Origin of the sequence: Spiroplasma endosymbiont of Melieria omissa (assembly GCF_964031175.1) — a bacterium.
Taxonomy (GTDB): Bacteria; Bacillota_I; Bacilli_A; order Mycoplasmatales; family VBWQ01; genus Spiroplasma_E; species Spiroplasma_E ixodetis_A.
This window is the reverse complement of sequence record NZ_OZ035012.1, coordinates 971,081-995,807: the sequence shown is the minus strand read 5'-3', so window position 1 is coordinate 995,807 and position 24,727 is coordinate 971,081. Positions and strand designations below refer to the sequence as shown.

The window sequence follows — 24,727 nt, the reverse complement described above, 5'->3', positions numbered from 1 at the left end:
AGAAACCAAGACAACAAGAAAAATTAGATGGATGATTTATTGGATTACTTCTTTTGTTCTGTTTAGTTTTCAGGGATTGTTTTCTCTGAGCAATTGTTCTTTAAAAACTGGATAATAGACATCTTTTAAAAAAAATAAGATAATTTTTATCTTGCAATAGGATATTCTAAAAATAAATTATTAAGAGCGTATGGTGGATGCCTTGGAATTGGAAGACGATGAAGGACGCGATTACCTGCGATAAGCTTCGGGGAGCTGGAAATAAGCTTTGATCCGGAGATGTCCGAATGGGGAAACCCACTATCTTTAATCAGATAGTACTGTACAATGAATTCATAGTTGTGCAGAGTGATACCTAGAGAATTGAAACATCTTAGTACCTAGAGGAAAAGAAAGCGAATGCGATTCCCTTAGTAGCGGCGAGCGAAAAGGGAGCAGCCTAAACCAGTCGTCAGACTGGGGTTATAGGACTGTCTATTAGGTTCGACCTATGAAGAGTTACAAAATTTATATATAGCAGAAGTTGTTGGGAAGCAACGCCATAGATGGTGAAAGCCCAGTATGCGAAATGTATAAATCTCTTGACAGTATCCCTGAGTACGGCGAGGCACGTGGAACCTTGTCGGAATTTACGCAGACCACTGCGTAAGGCTAAATACTAACCAATTACCGATAGTGAACCAGTACCGTGAGGGAAAGGTGAAAAGTACCCCGAGAGGGGAGTGAAATAGTTTCTGAAACCATATGCTTACAACAAGTCGGAGCCCGTTAATGGGTGACGGCGTGCCTTTTGTAGAATGAGCCGGCGAGTTACGATTACATGCAAGGTTAAGTTGAAAAGACGGAGCCGAAGTGAAAGCGAGCCTGAATAGGGCGTTTAGTATGTGGTCGTAGACCCGAAACCAGGTGATCTAGCCATGAGCAGGTTGAAGTTAATGTAACAGTTAATGGAGGACCGAACCAACGTTCGTTGAAAAGACCGTGGATGACTTGTGGCTAGCGGTGAAATTCCAATCGAACCTGGAGATAGCTGGTTCTCCCCGATATAGTTTTAGGACTAGCGTCAGAATTAGTGCAATGGAGGTAAAGCTCTGAATGTATGATGGCCCCACCTCGGGGTACTGAATGCAATTAAACTGCGAATGCCATTGTTACATATCTGGCAGTCAGTCTATGGGTGATAAGGTCCATGGACGTGAGGGAAACAGCCCAGATCATCAGCTAAGGTCCCCAAATCAATGCTAAGTGGAAAACGATGTGGAATTGTTCAGACAGCTAGGAGGTTGGCTTAGAAGCAGCCATCCTTTAAAGAGTGCGTAACAGCTCACTAGTCGAATGATTCTGCGCGGAAAATGTACCGGGGCTAAGCATTGTACCGAAGCTATGGGTCTATATATATGTTTACATATATTGTGGGCGGTAGGGGAGCGTTCTAATCTGCGACGAAGTTAGACCGGAAGGACTAGTAGAGCGTTTAGAAGTGAGAATGCCGGCGTGAGTAACGATTGAAGGTGAGAATCCTTCATGCCGATTGACCAAGGTTTCCTGGGCTAGGTTCGTCCACCCAGGGTTAGTCAGGACCTAAGGCGAGGCCGAAAGGCGTAGTCGATGGATAATAGGTTGATATTCCTGTACCACCATGGTGACTGATGGAATGACGGAGAAGGCTAAAATGTCCCAGTGGTTGGTAGTGCTGGGCTAAGTACAAAGAGGGTTGTGTAGGCAAATCCGCACAGCGTTAACCTTGAAGTACGATGGGGAGTGAACGGTTTGCTTAGTAACGAAGCATTTGATGCCATACTTCCAAGAAAAGTTTCTAAAGACATCACCATGGTGCCTGTACCGAGAACGGACACACGTGGTCAAGGAGAATATCCTAAGGCAAGCGAGATAACTATAGCTAAGGAACTCTGCAAAATAACCCCGTAAGTTAGCGAGAAGGGGAACTCATAGCAATATGAGTCGCAGTGAAGAGGTCCGGGCGACTGTTTAGCAAAAACACAGCTCTCTGCTAAGTTGTAAGACGATGTATAGGGGGTGACGCCTGCCCAGTGCTGGAAGGTTAAAGAGATTTGTTAGCGTAAGCGAAGCTTTGAACTGAAGCCCCAGTGAACGGCGGCCGTAACTATAACGGTCCTAAGGTAGCGAAATTCCTTGTCAGGTAAGTTCTGACCCGCACGAAAGGCGTAACGATCCGGACGCTGTCTCGGCTATAGACTCGGTGAAATCTTAGTACCTGTGAAGATGCAGGTTACCCGCGATTAGACGGAAAGACCCCGTGGAGCTTTACTACAACTTGATATTGAATTTTGGTGTAGTTTGTACAGCATAGGTGGGAGACGTTGATATGCAGACGCTAGTAGGCATGGAGTCACCATTGGGATACCACCCTTGCTATATTGAAATTCTAACTTGAGACCATAATCTGGTCTAAGGACAGTGTCTGGTGGGTAGTTTGACTGGGGCGGTCGCCTCCTAAAAAGTAACGGAGGCGCCCAAAGGTACCCTCAATATGAATGGAAATCATATATAGAGCGCAAAGGTAAAAGGGTGCTTGACTGCGAGACATACAAGTCGAGCAGGAACGAAAGTTGGGCTTAGTGATCCGGCGGTGCTGTGTGGAAAGGCCGTCGCTCAACGGATAAAAGTTACCCCGGGGATAACAGGCTAATCTCTCCCAATAGTTCATATAGACGGGGAGGTTTGGCACCTCGATGTCGGCTCATCGCATCCTGGAGGTGTAGTCGCTTCCAAGGGTTGGGCTGTTCGCCCATTAAAGCGGTACGCGAGCTGGGTTCAGAACGTCGTGAGACAGTTTGGTCCCTATCTGTCGTGGGCGCAAGAAATTTGAGGAAAGCTGTTCCTAGTACGAGAGGACCGGAATAGACCTACCTCTGGTGCACCAGTTGTCACGCCAGTGGCACAGCTGGGTAGCTATGTAGGGCATGAATAAGCGCTGAAAGCATCTAAGCGCGAAGTCAGTTCCAAGATGAGATTTCTCATTCGAAAGAAGTAAGATCCCTTGAATACTACAAGGTTGATAGGTCAGGTGTGTAAGCATAGTGATATGTTCAGCTTACTGATACTAATAGATCGAGGATTTATTGAAGAATATATTCTCTATTGCAAATCAAAAGTAATCAAATTTAAAGATGTCTGTTTCTAGTTTTTAGGGAGCAATTGCTAAACTATTTGGTGTCCATGGCGGAGTGGTCACACCTGTTCCCATCTCGAACACAGCAGTTAAGCACTCCAGCGGCGAAAATACCAGCAATGGGAAAATAGCACGATGCCAAATTTTTTTTATTGTTAATCTTAATGTAAAAATTAAGATTTTTTTAATTTTTACATTAAAATAAGTAAATAATTTTATTTTTAATTTATGATTGTTTTAAACCACTTATACGCTCTGCTATTGATAAATCATTTTTTATTCATCAATAAATAGTAATAATAAATCCAATTAATGATATATAAGTTATATATTGTAGTAAACTACAAAGTCCATAGATTAGTTTTTCTTTACGATTTGATCCAACATTAATTCCGGTGACGATTTCACCAACGGATCTAATATTAAAAATTCATAAAATAGCATTAATAATAAATAAAAAATTATTAATTAAAAGTTTAATTAAACGTTTTGTTTGCATATTACTCTCCTTTAAACTAAAAATATTAACAATAATAATTTTAACATTTTAACTATAAAATATATTATTTTAAACATTACCTTTATTATTGATAATAAAATAATATTAAATTAAAAATAATCTTGCTGCTTTATCATAAGAAGTGTAAGAACCTGTTTAGGATCTTTTTTGATTAATTTTTAATAAAATTTATATTATAATGGTTATTTTATAATAAAAAATAGATTTTTAGTCGATAAGTTTTCAAATGATAAAATCTTTTTAACAAAAAAATGAAAAAGAAAATAAATTATTGGTTAAGTACCTATTTATAAATGATTATTTCTTGTTTTAGTTAAATTCTATTAAAAAGATCCTAAACAGGTTCTAACAAATATTAATGTAAAGGAAATTGATATTAATTATTTTTCATTGGTTTTTTATATATAAAAAAGAAGGAAAACCAATGATAAAATATTATTAATAATTTTTATTAATAAAAATTAAAAGGAAAATAGTATGCCAAAATTATTAAAAAACAGGTATAATTACCAGTCACTCCAAGATCTGGCTGTAACTATTAGAACCATATACCCTCTATTTAAAATTGATGAGTTTATCAATGACATTATAGATGAAACATGAGATAAGTTAGAATTGAAAGCCCGTATGAGGAAAATTGCAATTAATTTAGGAAGATATTTACCAACCAGTTATGAACAAGCACTTGCTATTATTGATAAGATCATTGAACTTTATCCTGTAGGATTTAATGGTTTTTCACTAATGTATTTTCCAGATTTTGTTGAAATCTATGGACAAAATGAACATCATTGGGATTTGTCAATAATTTGGTAATATTTTTCTTATATTATGTTTTATAGCAAATCAAAAATGTTCAATTGGATTTAAATTAGGAGAATATGGCGGAAGAAATAATAGTTTGCATCCAGCATTTTCAATTAATTGTTGTGTTAATTTAGATTTATGAAACGTTGCATTATCTAAAACTATAATTTGTCCACGCTTTAATACTGGAATTAGTTTATTTTTAACATATGATTCAAAAATTTTACTATTGCAATGTCCTTCAAATGCTCATAAGGCTTTTAATTTACCTTTATTTAGTGAACCAATTATACTCATTCTCTTTATTTTATATGCGGGTTTATTATCAAATAATCTTTTACCTTTTTCAGATCAACCATATTTATAAATTCATTATCATCAATTCCAGATTCATCAATATATACTAAATCTTCATTCATTATTTTAGCTATTTCTTTTAAAAAATCTTCTTGTTTATTTTTATCTCTTTGTTCATATAGAAAAGTTTTTTTTATATGTATAATTTAGTTTTTTAAAATAGTTATAAACTGTTTCTTTAGTCATATTTCCAAATTTATCAATTACTTTTTGAACTGTAACATCTTTATTTTCTGTTAAATAATTTTTTAATTCATCTAAATCCTTTATTTTGTGGCTATGTCCTTTTTGATAATTCAAAATTGGTTTTATATGCCCAGTTTCTTTTTTTCTTTTTCTTCATAAAAATAAAGTCTTTCTAGTGATATTGAACACTTTACAAATTTCTTTAATTTTCATATTTTTACTTTCATAAGCTTCTATTACTTTTCTTCGTAAGTCTTCACTGTATGGTTTTGGCATAATTTAATCTTCCTAATCTATTTTAATTATTGCTGAATTGTACTTTTAAATTCAAAAACTGTTTAAATTACATATTATTATTTTACATTATTTATGAGTAAATATTACTTTAGTTAGCTATATGTTAAAAATAAACTAATTCCAGTATTAAAGCGTGGACAAATTATAGTTTTAGATAATGCAACGTTTCATAAATCTAAATTAACACAACAATTAATTGAAAATGCTGGATGCAAACTATTATTTCTTCCGCCATATTCTCCTAATTTAAATCCAATTGAACATTTTTGATTTGCTATAAAACATAATATAAGAAAAATATTACCAAATTATTGACCAAATATTAAAAAAGCGATTGATTTTGTTTTTCAAGATATGAGTAAACATTACTTTAGTTAGCTATATAACAAAAATTCTTATTAACTTTTAATTTAATAAGTTTTTTAATTTTTTATTTTAAAATAAGTAAAATTATGTTTTTAAGTTTATTTGATTACATTTAAAAATACTATATGTTCTATTAACAATCATTTCTTTTAAAACATGTCAAATATTAGTTTCAGTAAAAGTACCAATATTTCAACTAGCACTTTGATTAACAATACCTTTTTTATTATTTTTAAAATACTGTTTTTTTAATTTTTTATGATTATCTAATTCTTTATATAAATAATCAATTAGTTCATCATATTGACCATTATTAATTAAATTTTTACAATTATTATATTCTTTTACATACTTTCCTTTATTTCCGGCCATTATTCCAAGATATAATGTTCTAATTAAATGGAATTTATCTAAAACAAACTCAGCACCTAAATAATCTGCTACATCTTTAATTCATCCAGCACTATCACCACAAATAATAATTTTTGCTTGTTCAATGTTTTCATAAAATTTTTGACAATGTTTTTTAACAAATTCAGCAGTCTTTTTAACTCCAATTGCTGTTTTTGTTGGTCTAATAATTACTTTTACTCTTTTATTTTGTACTTTGTGATTAATATTATCTGTATATGTTGTTATTAATCTCATAGAGTGTTTTATACCTTTACGTTTAAAATCTCAAAACTTTCTATGTCCATCATCAATCGCTACAAAAATAGGTTGATTTTTTTCTAATTTTACTTTTATTGGATTTGCTTCAATTACTTCTAAATTCTTAAAAACTCTATGAACAGTACTAACACTAATACCTGCTTTTTTACAAATAGCACAAATATCATGGTATCTTTTTCCGTCAGCAAAATATTCAATAATAGTTTGTTCAATATCTTCACCAATTCTTTTATATTTAGGTAATTCTAGTCATTCATCAACTAAACAAACACGAACTAACTTTTGTAATTTTTCATTAAAATATTCATAAATTCTTCTTTTATAAGTTACTAATCCATACATTGTTTTTCTTGTTCGATATTGATAATCAACAATTTTATATTTCTTTTTATCTCTTGTTTTAAATATTCTTCAATCTCGTTTTTCTCATTTCTTTGTTATATTTTCTAAAACTAATTTATCTATTTTTGCACTTTCTTCTCTAAAATTTCATTTATAATTAAAATTCATATTTTACTCTCCTAATCTGTTTCTACACCAATTATTAATTTTAATTTACATAAATTTAAAGTGTTAAAATATGATAAATTATATTAATAATCTATTTTGCTTTATTTTATCTACTATAATCCACATAAGAACCTAATTATTATCAAAATAATGGTAGTGTGAAAAAAAGTACTTTCATATTTACAATATAATAAATAAGTGCAAATACTATTAATAGTATAGGTATCATAAAATAAACGCCTTTAATTTAGGCGTTATTTTGCATTTAAAAGCATACTTGTAAAAATAATGAAAAATAGTACAATTTAGAAGTAAAATCAAGGAAAAAAGGAGAGTTTATGGAGAAAAAAGAGTTAATGAAATTAGTATCTGAAAAAACTAATTTTTATTTAGAACATGTAGAATTAGTTTTTGATGCTATCTTTGAAGAAATTAAATATCAAAATAAACAAGAAAAATCAGTAAATATAAAAGAAATTGCAAATTTTAAAATCGTTAAAGTTCAACCAAAAAATAGAAGAAATAAAAAAAATAATAAAATAATAAAAGTAAAACCTTATAATATTATTAGGTTTGAACCAACAGAAACTTATTTAAAAGAAATCAAAAAATATTGAAGTGAAAAAGAAATGGAAGTCTCAAAATATGAAAACATGAATAAAAACAAATTTAAATAAAATAACATTAGCATTAGCACTAATTGGTGCAGTAAGTGGAGTAACTGGTTTAATAATTGGTTCAATAGCACATAATCAAACTAATGGTTATCAATCATTTTTAGGACATGACTATACAGTCTACTGGGGGGGCTGGGGCACAACTATATGAGAAAGAAAAACTAATGATAAACGCATAATAGATTTATATTTTGATAAAGATAAACGCATTAATACAGATTTAAAATGAGATGGTCAATATCCAAAAGGATATTTTAATTGATAACTAAATTTCCAAATTAATGTATGAAATATTCTCGTTATATTTATCAAATAAATTAATATTGTTTAAATCAATTTCTTGTTTATCGGTTATTAAAATTAAATCATAATTTCCAGCACCAAATATACCACTAATTTCAATCCGATTTAAATTATTAATCGGATTTTCAATTAATAATTCAAAATCACTATTATTATCAATTTGTAAAATTTCTTTATAAAATTCTAATTTAGAAAATAATTGAGATTTATTTGAACCATATAAATTTAAAGCATTTTCAATTTTATTATTATTAATAATTGTTCTTGTAAAGTATTTTCCATATTCACCATTACCTAATGTTCAATCTTCTGGAATTAATGACGGAATATTATTACTGGAATGGCAACACTTTTTAGGACTATTTTTTGGTAGACATTTGTTTTTGATAATTAACTGGAGTTAAGTAGTTTAAAGTGCTGTGGATTCTTATGTTGTTGTATCAATTGATGTAATCAAATAATTCTAATTTTAATTGGATTAATGATCTAAAATTTTTATCATTAATAAATTCAGTTTTGAAAGTTTTAAAAGTTGCTTCAGCAACAGCATTGTCATAAGGACAACCTTTTTTGCTTAAAGAGCGAGTAATATTGAATGCTAGTAAAAGTTTATCAATAATTTTATTATTAAATTCATTACCACAATCACTATGAAATATTTGAATATCTTTTAAACAGCGATTTGATTGCATAAATGCTTGATGTACTAATAAGGCATCTTTTCTAGTACCTACACTATGTCCAATAATTTCGCGGTTAAATAGGTCAATTAATAAGCAAATATAGTTTCATTTACCATTAACTTGAACATAAGTTAAATCACTGACAATAACTTCATTTTTAAGCCTATTATTAAAGTTTTTATTCACAAGATTAGTGATTTTTTCATCATTTACTTTGTTATTATGATTTTTGAATGATAATTTAGTGTATTTTGATATTAAATTATGCTTATTCATAATTTCTTTAATTTTTCGTCTTGATAAATAAATTTCTTGGTTTTCTAATATTACTTTTAATCTTCTTGTTCCATAAACACATTTATTTTCTTTAAAAGCACTAATAATAGCTTCATCATAAATATTATTTTGAATTTTATTTTCTTTTTTCTTTAAATTAAAATAATATGTTGATTTAGAAATTTTTAAAAAATGACACATTGTGCGAATTTTATATTTAAACTTATTGTTTGTAATAATTTCTATTTTCTGCCTATTATTAGTGCTGCTTGCTTTAAAATATCATTTTCCATTCGTAATTGTTTTAATTCTTTTCTTAATTTAATTAATTCATTTTCTTCAACAGAACGATTATCTTTAGCTTTAAAACTACCTGAATTAGTAAATTGCTTAATTCAATTATAAGTAGCTGCTCTTGTAACATTATATTCTTTAGCAAGGTAAGATACTGATTTGCCGCTTTGATATAAAGCTACTATTTGTTTTTTAAATTCATCGGTATATGAATTAATATTGGCCATAATTATAGTTCCTTTCTTTCAACTAATTTGTTCACTTGTCTACGTAATTAGTGTCCAATAAAGTGTAACCCATCCAAATCATTAGTTTTTAAATTATATTCAGTGTTAATATTTATATATTTTTTACTTAAAATATAATCTCATGCAAAATTATTCATTCCTTTTATTCAATCATCATATAATTTTTGTGTATTAACTTCTATTTTAAAAATAATAGTATTATTTTCATTATGTATTTGATAATCTGAATAATTTTCAGGTTTTAAAAAATGTAAAGGACTATCAAAATAAACACTATTTGTTGAAATAGTTTCTTTTAAAAACTTAAATTTTAATAATTCTAAATTATTTTTTTCAATATTATTTAATCTTTTTTTAATCCAATTTTTCTTTAACATTTAATTTTCCAATTTAATTATATTTATTATTTAATTGATAGCAAATCATTAAATTTTCTAATAACATGGCAATAGTCATTGGTCCAACACCACCAGGCACAGGAGTAATTGCTGAAGCGGTATTTTTCATTATTTCAAAATTAATATCACCAACAACTTTTTTTTCTTTACCTTGATAATTAATTGCTACATCAATAATAACAATATCACGTTTAACTTGACTACTATTAATAATATTATAGACACCAGTAGCACTACAAATGATATCAGCTTCTTTAGTATAAATAGTTAAGTCTTTAGTTAATTTATGAACAATGCTAACAGTTGCTCCCATATTAGTTAATGATAAAGCCAATGGTTTACCAACAATATTACTATCGTTAATGATAGTAATATTTTGTTTAGAAATGGGAATTTGATAGTGATTTAGTAATTTTAAAATACCTTTTACTGTACAAGGCAACATTGCTTTTTTATCACCTTGTAATAATCTTCCGGCATTAATATTTGTTAAACCATCAACATCTTTATTAATAGTAATGCTATTAATAATTGCTAATGTATCTAAATGTTTTGGTAGTGGTAATTGTACTAAAATTCCATCAATATTATTGTCACTATTTAATTGTTCAATTTTATTAATTATTTCTTTTTGTGTTACTGTTGTTGTTAGTGAAAATACTTGTCCATCAATACCACATTCTTGACATGCTTTAATTTTAGTTCGTACGTACATTTGTGATGCTAAATCTTCACCAATAATTATTACTGCTAGTTTAGGTTTACGATTAGTAATAGTTATTACTTGTGATTTAATTTTTGCTTTAATTTGCTGGGCAATTATTTTACCATCTAAAATTTTTATCATATGTGTTCACCGTTTCTTAATTTATCCAATTAATACGTTTTCTTCAACTCTACTTATCGTTGGTTTTGATTTACGATCACTTCAAGCAAGAACAGTAGTTGATACTCCTAATTGTCCCACAAACATGACAAAAATTAAACTAAGTTGACTAAAAATACCTAATTTGGAATTATCAAATAATGAAAGTCCTGTTGTTCCAAAAGCACTTGAAACATCAAAAATTACTTGTGCAAAGGTCATATCAGAATTATCTGTTATAAAAACATTTTCAATTGTGATAATCATTACTGATACAAAAACTAAAATAAAACCAAGTGTACCGACTATAAATGACATACGAACAGTTTGATTAGGAATTTTACGCTTGAATACAAAAACATCATTACGGGCACGGGCAATATTAAAAATTGTTAAAAGAATAATTGCTAAAGTTGTCGTTCTAATTCCTCCGGCAGTACTTGCTGGTGAAGAACCAATTCACATCATTAATGATTGGATCATTTGTGAGGCAAGGTGAAATTTATTTAAGTCAACTGTATAGTAACCAGCATTTCTTGTTGACATTGTATTAAAAAAAACAGCCATAATTGCATCAGATGTCGATAAATTTTTAAAAATGGGTTCTTGCCTTGACGGAGTTATGACATTACGTGAAAAATATTCAATAAACATAACACTACTAACACCCAATATCGCAACTAAAAAATATGTTATTAATGTTAGTTTAGTAAATAAACTAAATCTAAATTTTTGACCATGAGTTTTATTTTTAATTCAATGATATAAATCATAATAAACAGGAAAACCAATACCACCAATTACAAATTCAATAATAAAAATTCACTGCACAAAATAATCACTCTGAAAAGGTTCTAATGAAGTTATACCAACTATATCAAATCCAGCATTATTAACAGCAGAAATTGAGTGAAAAATTCCCGATCATAATGCTAATAGTATGTGATTATAGTAACCTGTATTATTGTTTAGACCATATTCTATTCCTGAGATAGGCACAAAATAAAAATATAAAAATAAAACAATTGCTCCCAAGAATTCAGTAATTGTCATAACAATAATACCAATTTTTAATACATCAATAGTCGTTCCTAATTTATTAGAGCCACGTTCACCTTGCATTAGTAATCTTTCTCTTAAACTAGTATGTCGATTAAATATAAATAAGGATAATATTGCTAGTTTAACTGTAATTAAACCAATACCACCAAATTTAATTAAAATTAAAATAATAAATTGCCCAAAGAAAGTAAAGTCATTAGCAGTGCTTTTTACTGTTAAACCAGTATCAGAAAACGCACTACTAGCAGTAAAAAGGGCAGGCAAAAAGTTTCATTGTCCTTTTGTTGTGGCAATTGGTGTCATTAAAAGTATTGTTCCAACTAATAAAGTGAAAAAATATAAATTAAACATTTGTCGGGGACGAGTTTTACCAACAAAAATAATTTTAAAAATATTTTTTACACTACGATAATTAACCTTAGATAGCATCAAAAAACTCCTAAAATAACATTTTCTTTTATTATTATACTATACTATAGTCATTTCTATTAAATATTAGTTTTGTAGATTAGACACACTTTTTGGACTAATAAAAGTTTTTATAACTTTATATTATTAGTTGAGGTGTAGTTTAAAATGAAATATTTAATTAATAGTGCTGATTTTACTAAATTTGATTATAAATTTAACAAATTTGTAGAAAAGTATAAAAATGATAAAAATATTAATAAAGTTAATATTTATTATCGTAAATTTAGAAAATTTTGTTTTATTTTTAAAAATAAAAATACTTGTAAAGAAATAATTTCTCAATTACATATGCCAAAGCAAACCTTTTATTATTGAGCTAAACGTTTTTATGATGTTTTTTACAGAAATAAACCTTTTGAAGAATTATTATTTAAGTCAACAAAACCTAAAAATATTAAATATTTCTATAAGTTGGAATTATCAGAAAAATTTATAAATTATTTTGTTCAGTATAAAGAAGAGTTTGGTATAGGTGCTTTTCAATTTTGTTATTTAATAAGGCATATTGATGATATTAGGTTTAATTTTTTGCCAAAACCCTCGGTTAAAACTATATATCGTTGATTAAAACGTTTTGGTTTTTGTTCACAAAAAGTTATTAAGAAAAAACATTTGAGATATGAAGTAAAAGAAACTGGATTATTACAAACTGATATTAAAGTAGTATCAGATTATATAACAGGAAGTAAAAGATGATATATTATTGATTTTATTGATGAAAAAACTCGAATTACTTATTGTTATCCATCTGAACAAGCACAAACCAGAGATATTGTAAATGCTACTAAAAATGCTTTAAATTTCTATGAAAAATTAGGAATTAAAATTAAAAGAATTAGAACTGATAATGGTAGTCAATATACTAATACATCTTGTGGAAAACCACAAAGGAATCGTTGATTTACAAATTTTTGTAATAAAAAAGGTATAGTTCATGAAACTACACCGTTTAGATCACCACAGAGTAATGGTAAGATTGAAAGATTTCACAGAAATTGAAGTAATTTATTTGAAATAAAACCATATTTAAATAGTGATTTTAGTTTATTTCAAAAATTAGTGAATTCTTTTCAAGAATATTATAACAATTCTAAACCACATAAATCATTAGGATTAATGACTCCTATGGATTATTTTGATAAACTTTTATTAGATAAAAAATAGTCCAAAATGTCTGTACTACCTTACAATTAAATATTAGTTTTAAATTTAAAATACCAATATTTTAAGAATTAGTTTATAATTTAGTATAATATAACATATTTAAGTAAATATTATTTAAGGAAGAAGGATATAGATGTCTTCATCAGAGAATGATTTTTGTGTCATTGGTTTAGGTAAATTCGGAATTTCAGTTGTTAAAACTTTAGAAGAATTAGGTAAAGTTACATTAGCTATTGATAAAAGAGAAGACCGTTGTCAATTAGTTTCATCAATAGCTTCTGAAACTTTAATTTTAGATTCGACTAATCGTGATGCATTAGATGATGCTGGAATTCACAAGGTGCAAAATATTATTATTGCTATTGGTTCTGATTTAGCAGCTTCAATTGTTACTGCTGTTCATGTTTTAGCAATTCATCGTGAACACAATACATTATCATCACTTAATCTTATTGCTAAAGCTGTTGATAGTACTCACCAACTAATTTTAGAAGCAATTGGTATTACTAATATTATTTTATCTGAAACAGAAGCTGGTAAGAAAGCTGCATATCGTGCTATTTGAAAATTAGGAATAGATTTAACTACAGTTGATGAAAAGTACTCAATAGCTAATGTAATTGTTAAAAATACTAAGTTTACAAATAAAAAACTAGAAACTTTAAAAATTCCTAGCAATTATAAAATTAACTTAGTTGCGATTAAACGTCATGGTAAAGTTATTATTCCTAGTAGAAATGAAATATTAATGTTAAATGATGAACTATTATTTATTAGTTCTAATGAAAATATTAATTCTGTTTGTAATGATTTTTCAATTGGTGATACTAATAAAATATTTGAGCCTACTATTATTAAAACGGTAAAGAAAAAGCGTTCATTTTGAAATTGATTCAGAAGAAATAAGAAAAAGAAAAAAAATAAAAAATTAAAGAAAAAGGAAGTTAAGAAAGAAAAAAAATACTAATAAAAAAACAAAATTAATTATAAGAAAATTGTTTTTTTATTTTTAGAAATATTAATGTATTATCATTGTAATACAAATTATATGTTTTAATCTAAATATAAGTTTTTAACCGATTGCTTTATTTTTTAAAGTAAATAGGTTTTTTTATTTTTTGAAAGGAAAATATTATGTATACAATGGAAAAAAATAAGAAAGTACTAATTAAAAAAAAGAACAAATTTTTAAAATATAGCTAACTAAAGTAATGTTTACTCATATCTTGAAAAACAAAATCAATAGCTTTTTTAATATTTGGTCAATAATTTGGTAATATTTTTCTTATATTATGTTTTATAGCAAATCAAAAATGTTCAATTGGATTTAAATTAGGAGAATATGGCGGAAGAAATAATAGTTTGCATCCAGCATTTTCAATTAATTGTTGTGTTAATTTAGATTTATGAAACGTTGCATTATCTAAAACTATAATTTGTCCACGCTTTAATACTGGAATTAGTTTATTTTTAACATATGATTCAAAAATTTTACTATTGCAATGTCCTTCAAATGCTCATAAGGCTTTTAATTTACCTTTATTTAGTGAACCAATTATACTCATTCTCTTTATTTTATATGCGGGTTTATTATCAAATAATCTTTTACCTTTTTCAGATCAACCATATTTATAAAATTCATTATCATCAATTCCAGATTCATCAATATATACTAAATCTTCATTCATTATTTTAGCTATTTCTTTTAAAAAATCTTCTTGTTTATTTTTATCTCTTTGTTCATATAGAAAAGTTTTTTTTATATGTATAATTTAGTTTTTTAAAATAGTTATAAACTGTTTCTTTAGTCATATTTCCAAATTTATCAATTACTTTTTGAACTGTAACATCTTTATTTTCTGCTAAATAATTTTTTAATTCATCTAAATCCTTTATTTTGTGGCTATGTCCTTTTTGATAATTCAAAATTGGTTTTATATGCCCAGTTTCTTTTTTTCTTTTTCTTCATAAAAATAAAGTCTTTCTAGTGATATTGAACACTTTACAAATTTCTTTAATTTTCATATTTTTACTTTCATAAGCTTCTATTACTTTTCTTCGTAAGTCTTCACTGTATGGTTTTGGCATAATTTAATCTTCCTAATCTATTTTAATTATTGCTGAATTGTACTTTTAAATTCAAAAACTGTTTAAATTACATATTATTATTTTACATTATTTATGAGTAAATATTACTTTAGTTAGCTATAATTCAAATTAATCAAAAAAATTTAAGCAAAGAAAGAATACGGAAACATAACCAAAAACCTGAGGTTGGAACTAAAAAATTAAAATATGTTCAAAGGCCTGAAGTGAAAGCAAGAAAACGAGAGTATGCTCAAAGGCCTGAAGTGAAAGCAAGAAAACGAGAATCTTATCAAAGATGGTCTCAAAAAAATAAAGAAAAAATACGAGAATATTATCAAAAACCGGAAGTGAAAGCAAGAAAACGAGAATATTATTACAGATGATGTCAAAAAAATAAAGAAAAAATGAGAGAACATATTCAAAGTCCTATAGAGTGAGATGATACTCAAATTTGCAAAAATTCAAAAGACATTAAAACAAAATATGCAACAGTAATAGTAAAGCAAAAAGCTGATGATACGATAATGCTTTCTAACATTGTACCAATGCCAGTAACTCAAAGTAATGAAGAACAAGAAATAGTACAAAAGGCAGATATATTTAACGTTAAAGATTTATCTAATGGTATTAATAACATTGAAACTAATATGTTTGAAAGACCAGAGGTACCTAAAACGCCTGAGATTATTGATATTATATTAGATATAGCTAACTAAAGTAATGTTTACTCATATCTTGAAAAACAAAATCAATAGCTTTTTTAATATTTGGTCAATAATTTGGTAATATTTTTCTTATATTATGTTTTATAGCAAATCAAAAATGTTCAATTGGATTTAAATTAGGAGAATATGGCGGAAGAAATAATAGTTTGCATCCAGCATTTTCAATTAATTGTTGTGTTAATTTAGATTTATGAAACGTTGCATTATCTAAAACTATAATTTGTCCACGCTTTAATACTGGAATTAGTTTATTTTTAACATATGATTCAAAAATTTTACTATTGCAATGTCCTTCAAATGCTCATAAGGCTTTTAATTTACCTTTATTTAGTGAACCAATTATACTCATTCTCTTTATTTTATATGCGGGTTTATTATCAAATAATCTTTTACCTTTTTCAGATCAACCATATTTATAAAATTCATTATCATCAATTCCAGATTCATCAATATATACTAAATCTTCATTCATTATTTTAGCTATTTCTTTTAAAAAATCTTCTTGTTTATTTTTATCTCTTTGTTCATATAGAAAAGTTTTTTTTATATGTATAATTTAGTTTTTTAAAATAGTTATAAACTGTTTCTTTAGTCATATTTCCATATTTATCAATTACTTTTTGAACTGTAACATCTTTATTTTCTGCTAAATAATTTTTTAATTCATCTAAATCCTTTATTTTGTGGCTATGTCCTTTTTGATAATTTAAAATTGGTTTTATATGCCCAGTTTCTTTTTTTCTTTTTCTTCATAAAAATAAAGTCTTTCTAGTGATATTGAACACTTTACAAATTTCTTTAATTTTCATATTTTTACTTTCATAAGCTTCTATTACTTTTCTTCGTAAGTCTTCACTGTATGGTTTTGGCATAATTTAATCTTCCTAATCTATTTTAATTATTGCTGAATTGTACTTTTAAATTCAAAAACTGTTTAAATTACATATTATTATTTTACATTATTTATGAGTAAATATTACTTTAGTTAGCTATATATCAGAAAATAAAACATTTTCTGATATTAATGATTTCTTTGATGTTGTTAATACTAAAATTGAGATATTTGAAAGACCAGAGGTACCTAAAACGCCCAAGATTATTGATATCATTTTAGACATGTCAGAAAATAAGATATTTTCTAATGTCAATGGTAAAGTAATTAGTAATAGTATTTAAAAGGAAAAAATATTAATAGAATCTAATTTTGAAATAATTAGAGATGATATCTATAAATATTTAATAATTTACTAAATTAAGGAAAATTTATTTATTTAGTATTTAAAATAATAATTTTATGTAAAGGATGAAGAACAATGGACAATTATATTTATTTTTTTAGTAATAAATGAACACAATATAAAATAAAATGTTTGGATAAAAAAATACCAATTCTAAAAGGAAAATTTGATTCACTTAAAGTTATTGAAGATTGAACAAATTCCTTAATCTTAGAATTAAATGATGAAATAAATAATTATTCATATAATTTTCAATTAACTACTTTAAAAGAGGTTTTTTTACCAAAAATACTTGAAGATTTTATTAATTTTAAAAAAATAAAAGTATTAAATTTATTTATTAATAAACAAATTGAAAAAGATAATTTTTCCAAAAAACATTTAAAGAAAATTTTATTAAAAGTATTAAGGTTTAGAACTTATTTTAATAGTAAATTGATAGAAACAGAAAGCAATTTATTAACTTTAAATAGTAAAATAAAACTTTTATGAAAAGAAATTTTTGATAGGGACATAAAATTTTTACAAAAACAACAGCAGAAATTAAAACAAAAAAATATCTTGATAGAGAATCAAAAGACAAAATTAAAAGAAAATATTAAAGATATTAAAGATAAATTAGAAAAAGAATTAAAAGCTGATTATCAAAATAATAAACTTACTAATTTTAAAGTTCTTTTAGAAATACCAAAAAAAGCAAATTTTAAAATAGCATCTTTAGAAAAACAAATTACTAATTTAGAAATTAAACAATATGAATTACATGTTCAAATGCAAACATTACAACAAAAAAATAATAGACTTACTGCATAACTAGTTAACTTTTCATTTTTTTGTTATTATTAAAATAAAATTTGAATAGTTAAGGATAAATTTTATGACATATTTTGAATTAAAAGATAAACCGGATCAATATTTTCGTAAAATAGTTGGTATTAATAAACTAGTTTTTAATGAAATTTTAAATATTTTATTAGATCATCAAAATCTAAAAAATACCACTGGTGGAAGGCCATATAAAATGTCAATAGAAGATAGACTAGTAATGACTTTAAGATATTTATATGAAAATCGTACATATCATAGTATTGGTGCTGAGTATGATATGGTTGATACTACTGCTTTACGAAATATTCGTTCAATTGAAGACATTTTAATAAATAATAATAAGTTTAATAATTTAACAAATAAAAATATTTTTTTAAAAAGAAGAATTCAAAAATAAAATTTTGATAATTGATGTAACAGAAGTAGAAACAGAACGACCAAAATATAATCAAAAAGATTGATTTTCTGGCAAAAAATGAATGCATACTGTTAAGTTTCAAACCATAATTAATGCACATACTAATGAAATTTTAAATATTTTTCCTGATACTGGTAAAAATCATGATTTTAAAACTTTTAAAAATTCAAAGTTAGAATTTTTGTCAGAAACTGTAATTCTTGCAGATAAAGGTTATCAAGGTTTACAAAAAATTCATAGTAATACATTTTTACCCATTAAAACTAGTAAAAATAATCCTAAAACAAGTAAAATTAAAATTTTTAATAAGATTATTAATAAAACTCGCAGAAAAATTGAACATGTTTTTGCATTTTTAAAATGTTTTAAAATTATTGGTTATAAATTTAGAAAAGGTAGAAAACGAATATTTTTAAGATTTAATTTAATTGCAGGATTTTATAATTTATCATTAAAACTTAAAAACGTTATGCAGTAAGTCTAATGAATTACATGAAAAGATACAACAATTACAACAAAAAAATAATGAATTAAATTTGAATCAAAGAAATATTAATGATCAAACAATAACTATCCAATTAAATAAACCAGAATTGACAAATAAAACATTAGTTAATAATTTAACAATGTCATTACAATTTTTAAGACCAACAAGTAATTTTAATTAAAATTAAGAAAGTTACTTAAAAGAATAAAAACAAATATTTTAATAAAATATTCATTAATTATTAATAAGACAAATGATGATTTAGTAATTAAAGAAAATTTAATTGAAGATGTAGATTTTAAATAAAATATTAGTATATAATTGATAATAAAAATATTCAAAGTATAATATAAAAATTCATAATTAAAAATTGATTGAAACTAATTATAGTTTTCAATCAATTTTTTTAATATTTCTTTAGAAACTTGTGGATTTGCTTGTCCTTTAGTTAGTTTCATTAATTGACCCATAAAAATTTTTAATGCTTTTTCTGGATTGACTTTATAAATAGTAATCATGTTTTCATTTGCTTTTAAAATTGTGATTAATATTTTTTCTAAATCATTACTATCACTTACTAAAGTAATACCTAATGTTCTAATAAGATCGGTAGGGCTTTTTTCACTATTAATCATAATTGCATTTAATAACTGTTTACTTTGTTTATCATTAATTTTTTGTTCATAAACTAGACTAACTAATTGTGATAGATTATTAGCAGTAAGTTTGCTGTTTTTAATAGTAGTGTTATTAATATTACAATAAGCTTGCACAGGACCTACTAAATAATTAAACGTAGGTAATGTTAAATTATTAATGGCAACTGTTTGTTCAAAAATAGTTAATATTTCTACTTTGTCAATTAATAAATTAATATCTTTTGTTGGTAAATTGTATTGTTTTTTTAATCTTTCCATTATTTGTTTAGGCAATTCAGGCAGATTTTTAGCAATCATTTTGATTCATTTTTCGTCTAGTTGAATTGGAAAAATATTTGGTTCAGGAAAGTATTTATAATCAATTTTATTTTCTTTGCTACGCATGCTAACGGTTTTATTAGTTTTTTCATCAAATCTTCTAGTTTCAAGATTAATTTTTTGTTTTTTATTTAAAATATTAGTTTGACGATTAATTTCATCATTTATTGCTAAAGTAATATTATGTGTAGAATTTAAATTTTTAATTTCAACTTTGGTACCTAAAGTATCACTACCATGTGGTTTTAACGATATATTAATATCGCATCGTAATGAACCTTCATTCATTTTAGCATCACTAACTTGTAAATGAATTAATAATTGACGTAGAGTATTAATATATGCTACTACTTGTTCGCTTGTGTTAAAAATTGGTTTAGTAACAATTTCTAATAAGGGAATTCCTGCTCGATTATAGTCTAGTAATGTTTTTTTATTATTATGAATTTGTTTTGCTGTGTCTTCTTCAATATGTAAGCGTTCAAAGCTAACAATAAATTCTTCATTATTTACAATTATTGGTAATTCACCGTTTGTACCAATTGGATGAAAAAATTGTGTGATTTGATAACCTTTAGGTAAATCGGGATAAAAATAACTTTTTCGATCAAAACGTAATAGTGGATCAATATTCATTTTTAAAGCAGTACATGTTTGAATTGCCATTATAATAACAGCTTGATTAACTGTTGGTAATGTTCCTGGATAGCCACAATCAATGGCATTAATTTGAGTATTTGGTTTTTGACCAAAAGTATTGGCGGCGTTGGAAAAACATTTAGTTTTAGTTTTTAATTCACAGTGGATTTCAATACCCATTACAACATCATATTTATTATTCATGATCATCACCTAGTAGTTTATTATTAAAATTAATTTTTTTGCTTAAAAATGAAGCAATATTCAATATAACTTGATCATTGAAAGGTGCACCATTAATATTAAAACCAATCGGTAAACCATTAACAGTAGTTAACGGAATATTAATGCTTGGTCCACCATTTAAGTTAGAAAGTAGTAGTAAGTCTTCTAAATAATCATGTTCACTTTTAATAACTTTTTTTTGTTCTAATACATCTTTAATTTTTGGAGCTGGATTAATATTTGGCATAATAATGAAAGCATCATATTTTTTAAAGATAGTATTTAAATGTTCAACAATTAATCTTCTTACTTTTTTAGCTTTGTTAAATAATTCTTCTTGATGATTTTCAGATAAAGCATATGCACCAATAATGTATCTGCGTTTTACCATATCACCGAAACCAAATGTTCGTGAATTTGTCATAACTTCTTGATAATTTTTACCATTTTTACGAACACCAAAATTAATACCAGTTAGATTTGCATGGCAACTGGTTGCTTCAGCAAAAGAAATAATCATGTAGACTGGTAATAAAGATTGTAATAATTCTTTATTAGATTCAATTTGTTGAACTTTTGCACCACCATCAGTTAAATGCTTTATTGCTTCATCAAAACTAGATTTAACTATATCATTTCACTGATAATCATTATAATTTAAAATAGCAATATTTTTACCTTCTATATTTTGATTTAAGTTTTTAGTATAGTCTTTTTCTTTACTTTGAACACTAGTAAAGTCTTGTTCATCAAATAAAGCAATACTATCCAAGACAATGGCAATATCTTCGACATGATTAGTAAATATACCAACTGTGTCTAAACTTGGAGCATAAGGAAAAACACCATTTCGTGAAATTAAACCATACGTTGGTTTAAAACCAACAATACCACAATAAGCGGCAGGTTTACGTATTGAATCACCAGTATCTGTTCCTAAAGCAAATGGTACAATTCCAGCAGCGACTAAAGCTGCACTGCCACTAGAACTACCACCAGTGATATGTTTTAAATTCCAAGGGTTTAAGACATGACCAGTAGCTGCATATAAACCATCTCCACCCATTCCTAGTTCATCAAGAGCAGTTTTAGCTATATTAATGGCTTTATTATTTGTTAATAACATATTAACAGTACTGTCATAATTAGGAATAAAATTAGCAAGAATTTTTGATGAACCTGTTGTTAAGAAATTAATAGTAGCAATATTATCTTTCATTACAAATGGAATTGCTGCTAATAAATTATCATTAATTTCTTGTTCAGTAATTAATTTTGTTTGTTTAATGGCATTTTGTTCTAGTGAAGTAACAACAGTATTTAATTTTTTGAATTGTTCTAATCGTTTGTATACTAATTTAGTTAATTGATCTGGAGTAAGTATTTTTGTTTTTAATAATTCATGAAGTTGACGAATTGAAAGTTGGTGGTAATTAATTTTCATGATTAATCACCTGATTAATACTAATGTAATTATTTTCAACTTCTGGAGCAATATTTAAAACACTTTTAGACGTTAAATGAGCTCCAACATTATCGGAACGTAATAAATTATTAATAATAGGAAATGGGTAATTTAAAGGTTCAATATCATTTGTATTAATATTTGTTACAATTTCCATTTGTTTTTCAATAGCTTTAAATTCCAGTAAAAGATTTTCACATTGTTCTTCGCTTAAATTGAACATAAGTTCGTTAGCAAATTCATGTAGCATTTTTGTTGTCATTTTCTTTTCAATTTTATCCATTTTTTGCTACCTCTTTCAATAAATTTTGTAATTGCTCTTCATTAATAATTTTAACATTAAGTTTGCGTGCTTGTGCTAATTTATTTCCTGGATTTTCTCCAACAATTAAATAAGAAGTATTATTACTAATAGTATTGGTAATTTTAGCACCATAGTTATTTAATAATTCAATGAATTCGTTACGACTTTTAGTTAAAGTTCCTGTTAAGACAAAAGTTTTACCATTCAATACTTGTGATTGGTTTTTTTGTAAATAATTAAAGTTAAGTTTAAAGTTTTGCAAGTTATTAATTAGTTGTTGATTAGTAGGATTAAGGAAATAATCAATAACACTAGTAGCGATTGTTGGACCAATTTCATTAGTATTAGCTAGATCATCAAAGGTTGCTTCCATTAAGTTATTTAAAGTTAAATATTTTTTTGCAAGAATAATTGCTGTTTTTTGGCCAACATGACGAATTCCCAACCCGAATAAAAGTCTTTCTAAGGAATTTTGTTTTGATAAAATAATTGAATTAGCAAGATTAGTGAAAGATTTTTCACCAAAACGTGGTAATGATAGTATTTCTTTTCGTAAATTAACTAAATTGTAAATATCACTAATAGTTTTAATTCATTTTAAATCTAAAAAACGTAATAATATTTTTTCATTTAAACCAATAATATCCATAGCATTTCTTGAACAGAAATGCATTAATGATTTAAGAATTCGTGATGGACAGTCACTATTAATGCAAAATTGATCAACTTCTGGCGGAACTTGTTCTAATTTTGTTTTACAAACCGGACAATGGATAGCTTTTTTAAAAATAATATTGTTTATTTGACGATCACTAATAATTGGTGCAATTACTTCTGGAATAATATCACCAGCTTTTTTAACACTTACTAAATCATTAATACGTAAATCACGATTAATAATATAATCACCATTATGAAGTGTGGCAAAAGTAACGGTAGTACCAGCAATTATCACTGGTTGTAATCTAGCATTATAGGTTATTTTTCCTGTTCTACCAACAGTTGGAAATATATCTAAAAGTTTAGTAACACTAGTAACAGCAGGAAATTTATAAGCTATTGCTCATTTTGGTGCCTTATTAGTTCTTCCTAACATATGATAACTGGTTAGATCATTAATTTTAATGACAATACCATCAATTTCATATGGTAATGTATTTCTTAACTTTTCATATTTCTGAATATAAGTTCATACTTCTTCAATATTTTTACATAACTGTCATTGTTCATTAATTTTGAAACCATATTTTTGTAAAGTAAATAATGCTTGTTCATGGGTTTTAATATTATCATTAGTAGCATTAATATAATAGTAAAGAAAACCATCTAATTTTCTTGAATTAACAATATTAATATCAAGTTGACGAATAGTACCAGCTGCAGCATTGCGAGGATTAGCAAAGAGCGGTAAGTTTTGTTGTTGTTGTTTTTCATTAATGCGATTAAATTCTTCTTTACTTAAATATATTTCTCCTCTTACTTCTAATTTAGAATTAATTGGTATTATTTTTGGTATTGTTTTAATTGTCAAAATATTATTGGTAATATCTTCACCAGCAATTCCATCACCTCTGGTAGCAGCAGTTTTTAATTTTCCTTTTTCATAAGTTATGGAAATTGATAGACCATCAATTTTTAGTTCACAAACATATTCAATGTTATTTTCTGATAATGTTTTTTTAATTTGTTGATCAAATTTTAGTAAATCTTCATAGTTAAAGGCATTACCCAAACTTAGCATTGGTTGTTGGTGAAAAATTTTTGTTAAAGAATTAATTGGTTTATTACCAACAGTTTTAGTTGGAGAATCATTACTATTAAATTGGGGATATTGTTCTTCTAATTTTACTAATCTATGATAGGCGCTATCATAAAGTTCATCACTAACAGTAGGTGCATCTAAAACATGATATTCATAATTTCATTGTTTAATTTGGTTTCTTAATTGTATTATTTCAACTTTAATATCATTATTTTTGTTACTCATATTACTTTCTCCCCTAATTGGTTTGTTAATAAGACA

General features: G+C 26.4%; 25 protein-coding genes and 2 rRNA genes. 11 read left to right on the top strand and 16 right to left on the bottom strand.

The genetic code is table 4. From position 1 onward, the window contains the following. The first annotated feature begins 170 nt into the window (after positions 1 to 170). Positions 171 to 3,109: ribosomal RNA gene (locus tag ACQH26_RS06560) — 23S ribosomal RNA — on the top strand. An 82-nt stretch (positions 3,110 to 3,191) separates the two neighbouring features. Then, a 5S ribosomal RNA gene (rrf, locus tag ACQH26_RS06555) occupies positions 3,192 to 3,298 on the top strand. Between the two features lie 82 nt (positions 3,299 to 3,380). Here rrf and ACQH26_RS06550 read toward each other — a convergent pair. The 3 genes from ACQH26_RS06550 to ACQH26_RS06540 all read right to left on the bottom strand — a co-directional run bounded on the left by ACQH26_RS06550 (position 3,381) and on the right by ACQH26_RS06540 (position 5,300). Beyond that, positions 3,381 to 3,653: a hypothetical protein gene (locus ACQH26_RS06550; RefSeq protein WP_425382004.1), complete on the bottom strand. Its 273-nt coding sequence runs from the start codon at positions 3,651 to 3,653 to the stop codon at positions 3,381 to 3,383. Positions 3,654 to 4,415: 762 nt separating this feature from the next. After that, positions 4,416 to 4,778: a transposase gene (locus ACQH26_RS06545; protein ID WP_425382003.1), complete on the bottom strand. Its 363-nt coding sequence runs from the start codon at positions 4,776 to 4,778 to the stop codon at positions 4,416 to 4,418. 162 nt (positions 4,779 to 4,940) lie between these two features. Beyond that, positions 4,941 to 5,300, bottom strand: a complete 360-nt coding sequence (locus ACQH26_RS06540; RefSeq protein ID WP_425382002.1) for a helix-turn-helix domain-containing protein — start codon at positions 5,298 to 5,300, stop codon at positions 4,941 to 4,943. Between the two features lie 138 nt (positions 5,301 to 5,438). On the opposite strand from ACQH26_RS06540, the gene ACQH26_RS06535 reads away from it, so the two are divergent. Next, the gene (locus ACQH26_RS06535) at positions 5,439 to 5,699 is read left to right on the top strand and encodes a transposase (protein ID WP_425383098.1); all 261 of its coding nucleotides are present in this window, start codon (positions 5,439 to 5,441) and stop codon (positions 5,697 to 5,699) included. A 72-nt stretch (positions 5,700 to 5,771) separates the two neighbouring features. Here the strand turns inward: ACQH26_RS06535 and ACQH26_RS06530 are convergent, their stop codons facing one another. Continuing rightward, positions 5,772 to 6,869: an Mbov_0401 family ICE element transposase-like protein gene (locus tag ACQH26_RS06530; protein ID WP_425382001.1), complete on the bottom strand. Its 1,098-nt coding sequence runs from the start codon at positions 6,867 to 6,869 to the stop codon at positions 5,772 to 5,774. Positions 6,870 to 7,207: 338 nt separating this feature from the next. Between ACQH26_RS06530 and ACQH26_RS06525 the strand changes: the two genes are divergently transcribed. Together ACQH26_RS06525 and ACQH26_RS06520 are read left to right on the top strand one after the other, a co-directional pair. Beyond that, complete coding sequence (locus tag ACQH26_RS06525) at positions 7,208 to 7,546, top strand: HU family DNA-binding protein (protein ID WP_339042355.1); 339 nt, start codon at positions 7,208 to 7,210, stop codon at positions 7,544 to 7,546. Continuing rightward, positions 7,515 to 7,811 (top strand): hypothetical protein, encoded by a 297-nt coding sequence (locus tag ACQH26_RS06520; RefSeq protein WP_425382000.1) that lies wholly within the window; start codon positions 7,515 to 7,517, stop codon positions 7,809 to 7,811. Before ACQH26_RS06525 ends, ACQH26_RS06520 begins: the two co-directional genes overlap by 32 nt. 397 nt (positions 7,812 to 8,208) lie before the next feature. On the opposite strand, the gene ACQH26_RS06515 is transcribed toward ACQH26_RS06520, so the two are convergent. The 4 genes from ACQH26_RS06515 to ACQH26_RS06500 all read right to left on the bottom strand — a co-directional run bounded on the left by ACQH26_RS06515 (position 8,209) and on the right by ACQH26_RS06500 (position 12,104). Further along, positions 8,209 to 9,329, bottom strand: a protein-coding gene (locus ACQH26_RS06515; RefSeq protein WP_425381874.1) for an IS3 family transposase whose coding sequence is annotated in 2 segments (ribosomal slippage) — positions 8,209 to 9,059 and positions 9,059 to 9,329 — 1,122 coding nt in all. Because the reading frame shifts where the segments join, the coding sequence is not laid out codon by codon here. Between the two features lie 47 nt (positions 9,330 to 9,376). Beyond that, positions 9,377 to 9,727 carry a hypothetical protein gene (locus ACQH26_RS06510; RefSeq protein ID WP_425381999.1) on the bottom strand — a complete coding sequence of 117 codons (351 nt, stop codon included), beginning with the start codon at positions 9,725 to 9,727 and terminating at the stop codon, positions 9,377 to 9,379. 13 nt (positions 9,728 to 9,740) lie between these two features. Next, entirely contained in the window at positions 9,741 to 10,595 is an 855-nt protein-coding gene (locus ACQH26_RS06505; RefSeq protein ID WP_425381998.1) for a bifunctional 5,10-methylenetetrahydrofolate dehydrogenase/5,10-methenyltetrahydrofolate cyclohydrolase, read from the bottom strand. Between the two features lie 21 nt (positions 10,596 to 10,616). Then, a complete protein-coding gene (locus tag ACQH26_RS06500; protein WP_425381997.1) occupies positions 10,617 to 12,104 on the bottom strand; it encodes a TrkH family potassium uptake protein in 1,488 nt (495 codons plus the stop codon). 147 nt (positions 12,105 to 12,251) lie between these two features. Between ACQH26_RS06500 and ACQH26_RS06495 the strand changes: the two genes are divergently transcribed. Both ACQH26_RS06495 and ACQH26_RS06490 read left to right on the top strand, forming a co-directional pair. Further along, positions 12,252 to 13,310 carry a DDE-type integrase/transposase/recombinase gene (locus ACQH26_RS06495; protein ID WP_425381996.1) on the top strand — a complete coding sequence of 353 codons (1,059 nt, stop codon included), beginning with the start codon at positions 12,252 to 12,254 and terminating at the stop codon, positions 13,308 to 13,310. Positions 13,311 to 13,443: 133 nt separating this feature from the next. Continuing rightward, on the top strand, positions 13,444 to 14,277 hold the full coding sequence (locus ACQH26_RS06490; RefSeq protein WP_425381995.1) for a potassium channel family protein: 834 nt from the start codon (positions 13,444 to 13,446) through the stop codon (positions 14,275 to 14,277). Positions 14,278 to 14,509: 232 nt separating this feature from the next. Here ACQH26_RS06490 and ACQH26_RS06485 read toward each other — a convergent pair whose 3' ends face one another. After that, the gene (locus ACQH26_RS06485) at positions 14,510 to 14,998 is read right to left on the bottom strand and encodes an IS630 family transposase (protein ID WP_425381862.1); all 489 of its coding nucleotides are present in this window, start codon (positions 14,996 to 14,998) and stop codon (positions 14,510 to 14,512) included. A 40-nt stretch (positions 14,999 to 15,038) separates the two neighbouring features. Further along, entirely contained in the window at positions 15,039 to 15,398 is a 360-nt protein-coding gene (locus ACQH26_RS06480; protein ID WP_425381863.1) for a helix-turn-helix domain-containing protein, read from the bottom strand. Between the two features lie 224 nt (positions 15,399 to 15,622). Here ACQH26_RS06480 and ACQH26_RS06475 point away from each other — a divergent pair, with 224 nt between their 5' ends. Further along, entirely contained in the window at positions 15,623 to 16,114 is a 492-nt protein-coding gene (locus tag ACQH26_RS06475; RefSeq protein WP_425381994.1) for a hypothetical protein, read from the top strand. Here ACQH26_RS06475 and ACQH26_RS06470 read toward each other — a convergent pair. Then, complete coding sequence (locus tag ACQH26_RS06470; RefSeq protein WP_425381862.1) at positions 16,107 to 16,595, bottom strand: IS630 family transposase; 489 nt, start codon at positions 16,593 to 16,595, stop codon at positions 16,107 to 16,109. The two genes, ACQH26_RS06475 and ACQH26_RS06470, sit on opposite strands and share 8 nt — an antisense overlap. A gap of 40 nt (positions 16,596 to 16,635) precedes the next feature. After that, positions 16,636 to 16,995, bottom strand: a complete 360-nt coding sequence (locus ACQH26_RS06465; protein WP_425381993.1) for a helix-turn-helix domain-containing protein — start codon at positions 16,993 to 16,995, stop codon at positions 16,636 to 16,638. Positions 16,996 to 17,436: 441 nt separating this feature from the next. On the opposite strand from ACQH26_RS06465, the gene ACQH26_RS06460 reads away from it, so the two are divergent. The 3 genes from ACQH26_RS06460 (at position 17,437) to ACQH26_RS06450 (ending at position 19,085) form a co-directional block, all read left to right on the top strand. After that, entirely contained in the window at positions 17,437 to 18,174 is a 738-nt protein-coding gene (locus tag ACQH26_RS06460) for a hypothetical protein (protein WP_425381992.1), read from the top strand. 64 nt (positions 18,175 to 18,238) lie between these two features. After that, positions 18,239 to 18,586 carry a transposase family protein gene (locus ACQH26_RS06455; protein WP_425381897.1) on the top strand — a complete coding sequence of 116 codons (348 nt, stop codon included), beginning with the start codon at positions 18,239 to 18,241 and terminating at the stop codon, positions 18,584 to 18,586. A gap of 4 nt (positions 18,587 to 18,590) precedes the next feature. Next, positions 18,591 to 19,085 carry a transposase family protein gene (locus tag ACQH26_RS06450; protein WP_425381872.1) on the top strand — a complete coding sequence of 165 codons (495 nt, stop codon included), beginning with the start codon at positions 18,591 to 18,593 and terminating at the stop codon, positions 19,083 to 19,085. A gap of 389 nt (positions 19,086 to 19,474) precedes the next feature. Here ACQH26_RS06450 and gatB read toward each other — a convergent pair whose 3' ends face one another. The 4 genes from gatB to ligA are packed head-to-tail and all read right to left on the bottom strand — an operon-like array spanning position 19,475 to position 24,691. Then, positions 19,475 to 20,914: an Asp-tRNA(Asn)/Glu-tRNA(Gln) amidotransferase subunit GatB gene (gatB, locus tag ACQH26_RS06445; RefSeq protein ID WP_425381991.1), complete on the bottom strand. Its 1,440-nt coding sequence runs from the start codon at positions 20,912 to 20,914 to the stop codon at positions 19,475 to 19,477. Next, positions 20,907 to 22,379, bottom strand: a complete 1,473-nt coding sequence (locus ACQH26_RS06440) for an amidase family protein (RefSeq protein ID WP_425381990.1) — start codon at positions 22,377 to 22,379, stop codon at positions 20,907 to 20,909. The genes gatB and ACQH26_RS06440 overlap by 8 nt, the downstream gene beginning before the upstream one ends. Next, entirely contained in the window at positions 22,369 to 22,683 is a 315-nt protein-coding gene (gene gatC / locus ACQH26_RS06435; protein ID WP_286640705.1) for an Asp-tRNA(Asn)/Glu-tRNA(Gln) amidotransferase subunit GatC, read from the bottom strand. The genes ACQH26_RS06440 and gatC overlap by 11 nt, the downstream gene beginning before the upstream one ends. Continuing rightward, entirely contained in the window at positions 22,676 to 24,691 is a 2,016-nt protein-coding gene (gene ligA / locus ACQH26_RS06430) for an NAD-dependent DNA ligase LigA (protein WP_425381989.1), read from the bottom strand. Before ligA ends, gatC begins: the two co-directional genes overlap by 8 nt. Positions 24,692 to 24,727 lie beyond the last annotated feature (36 nt).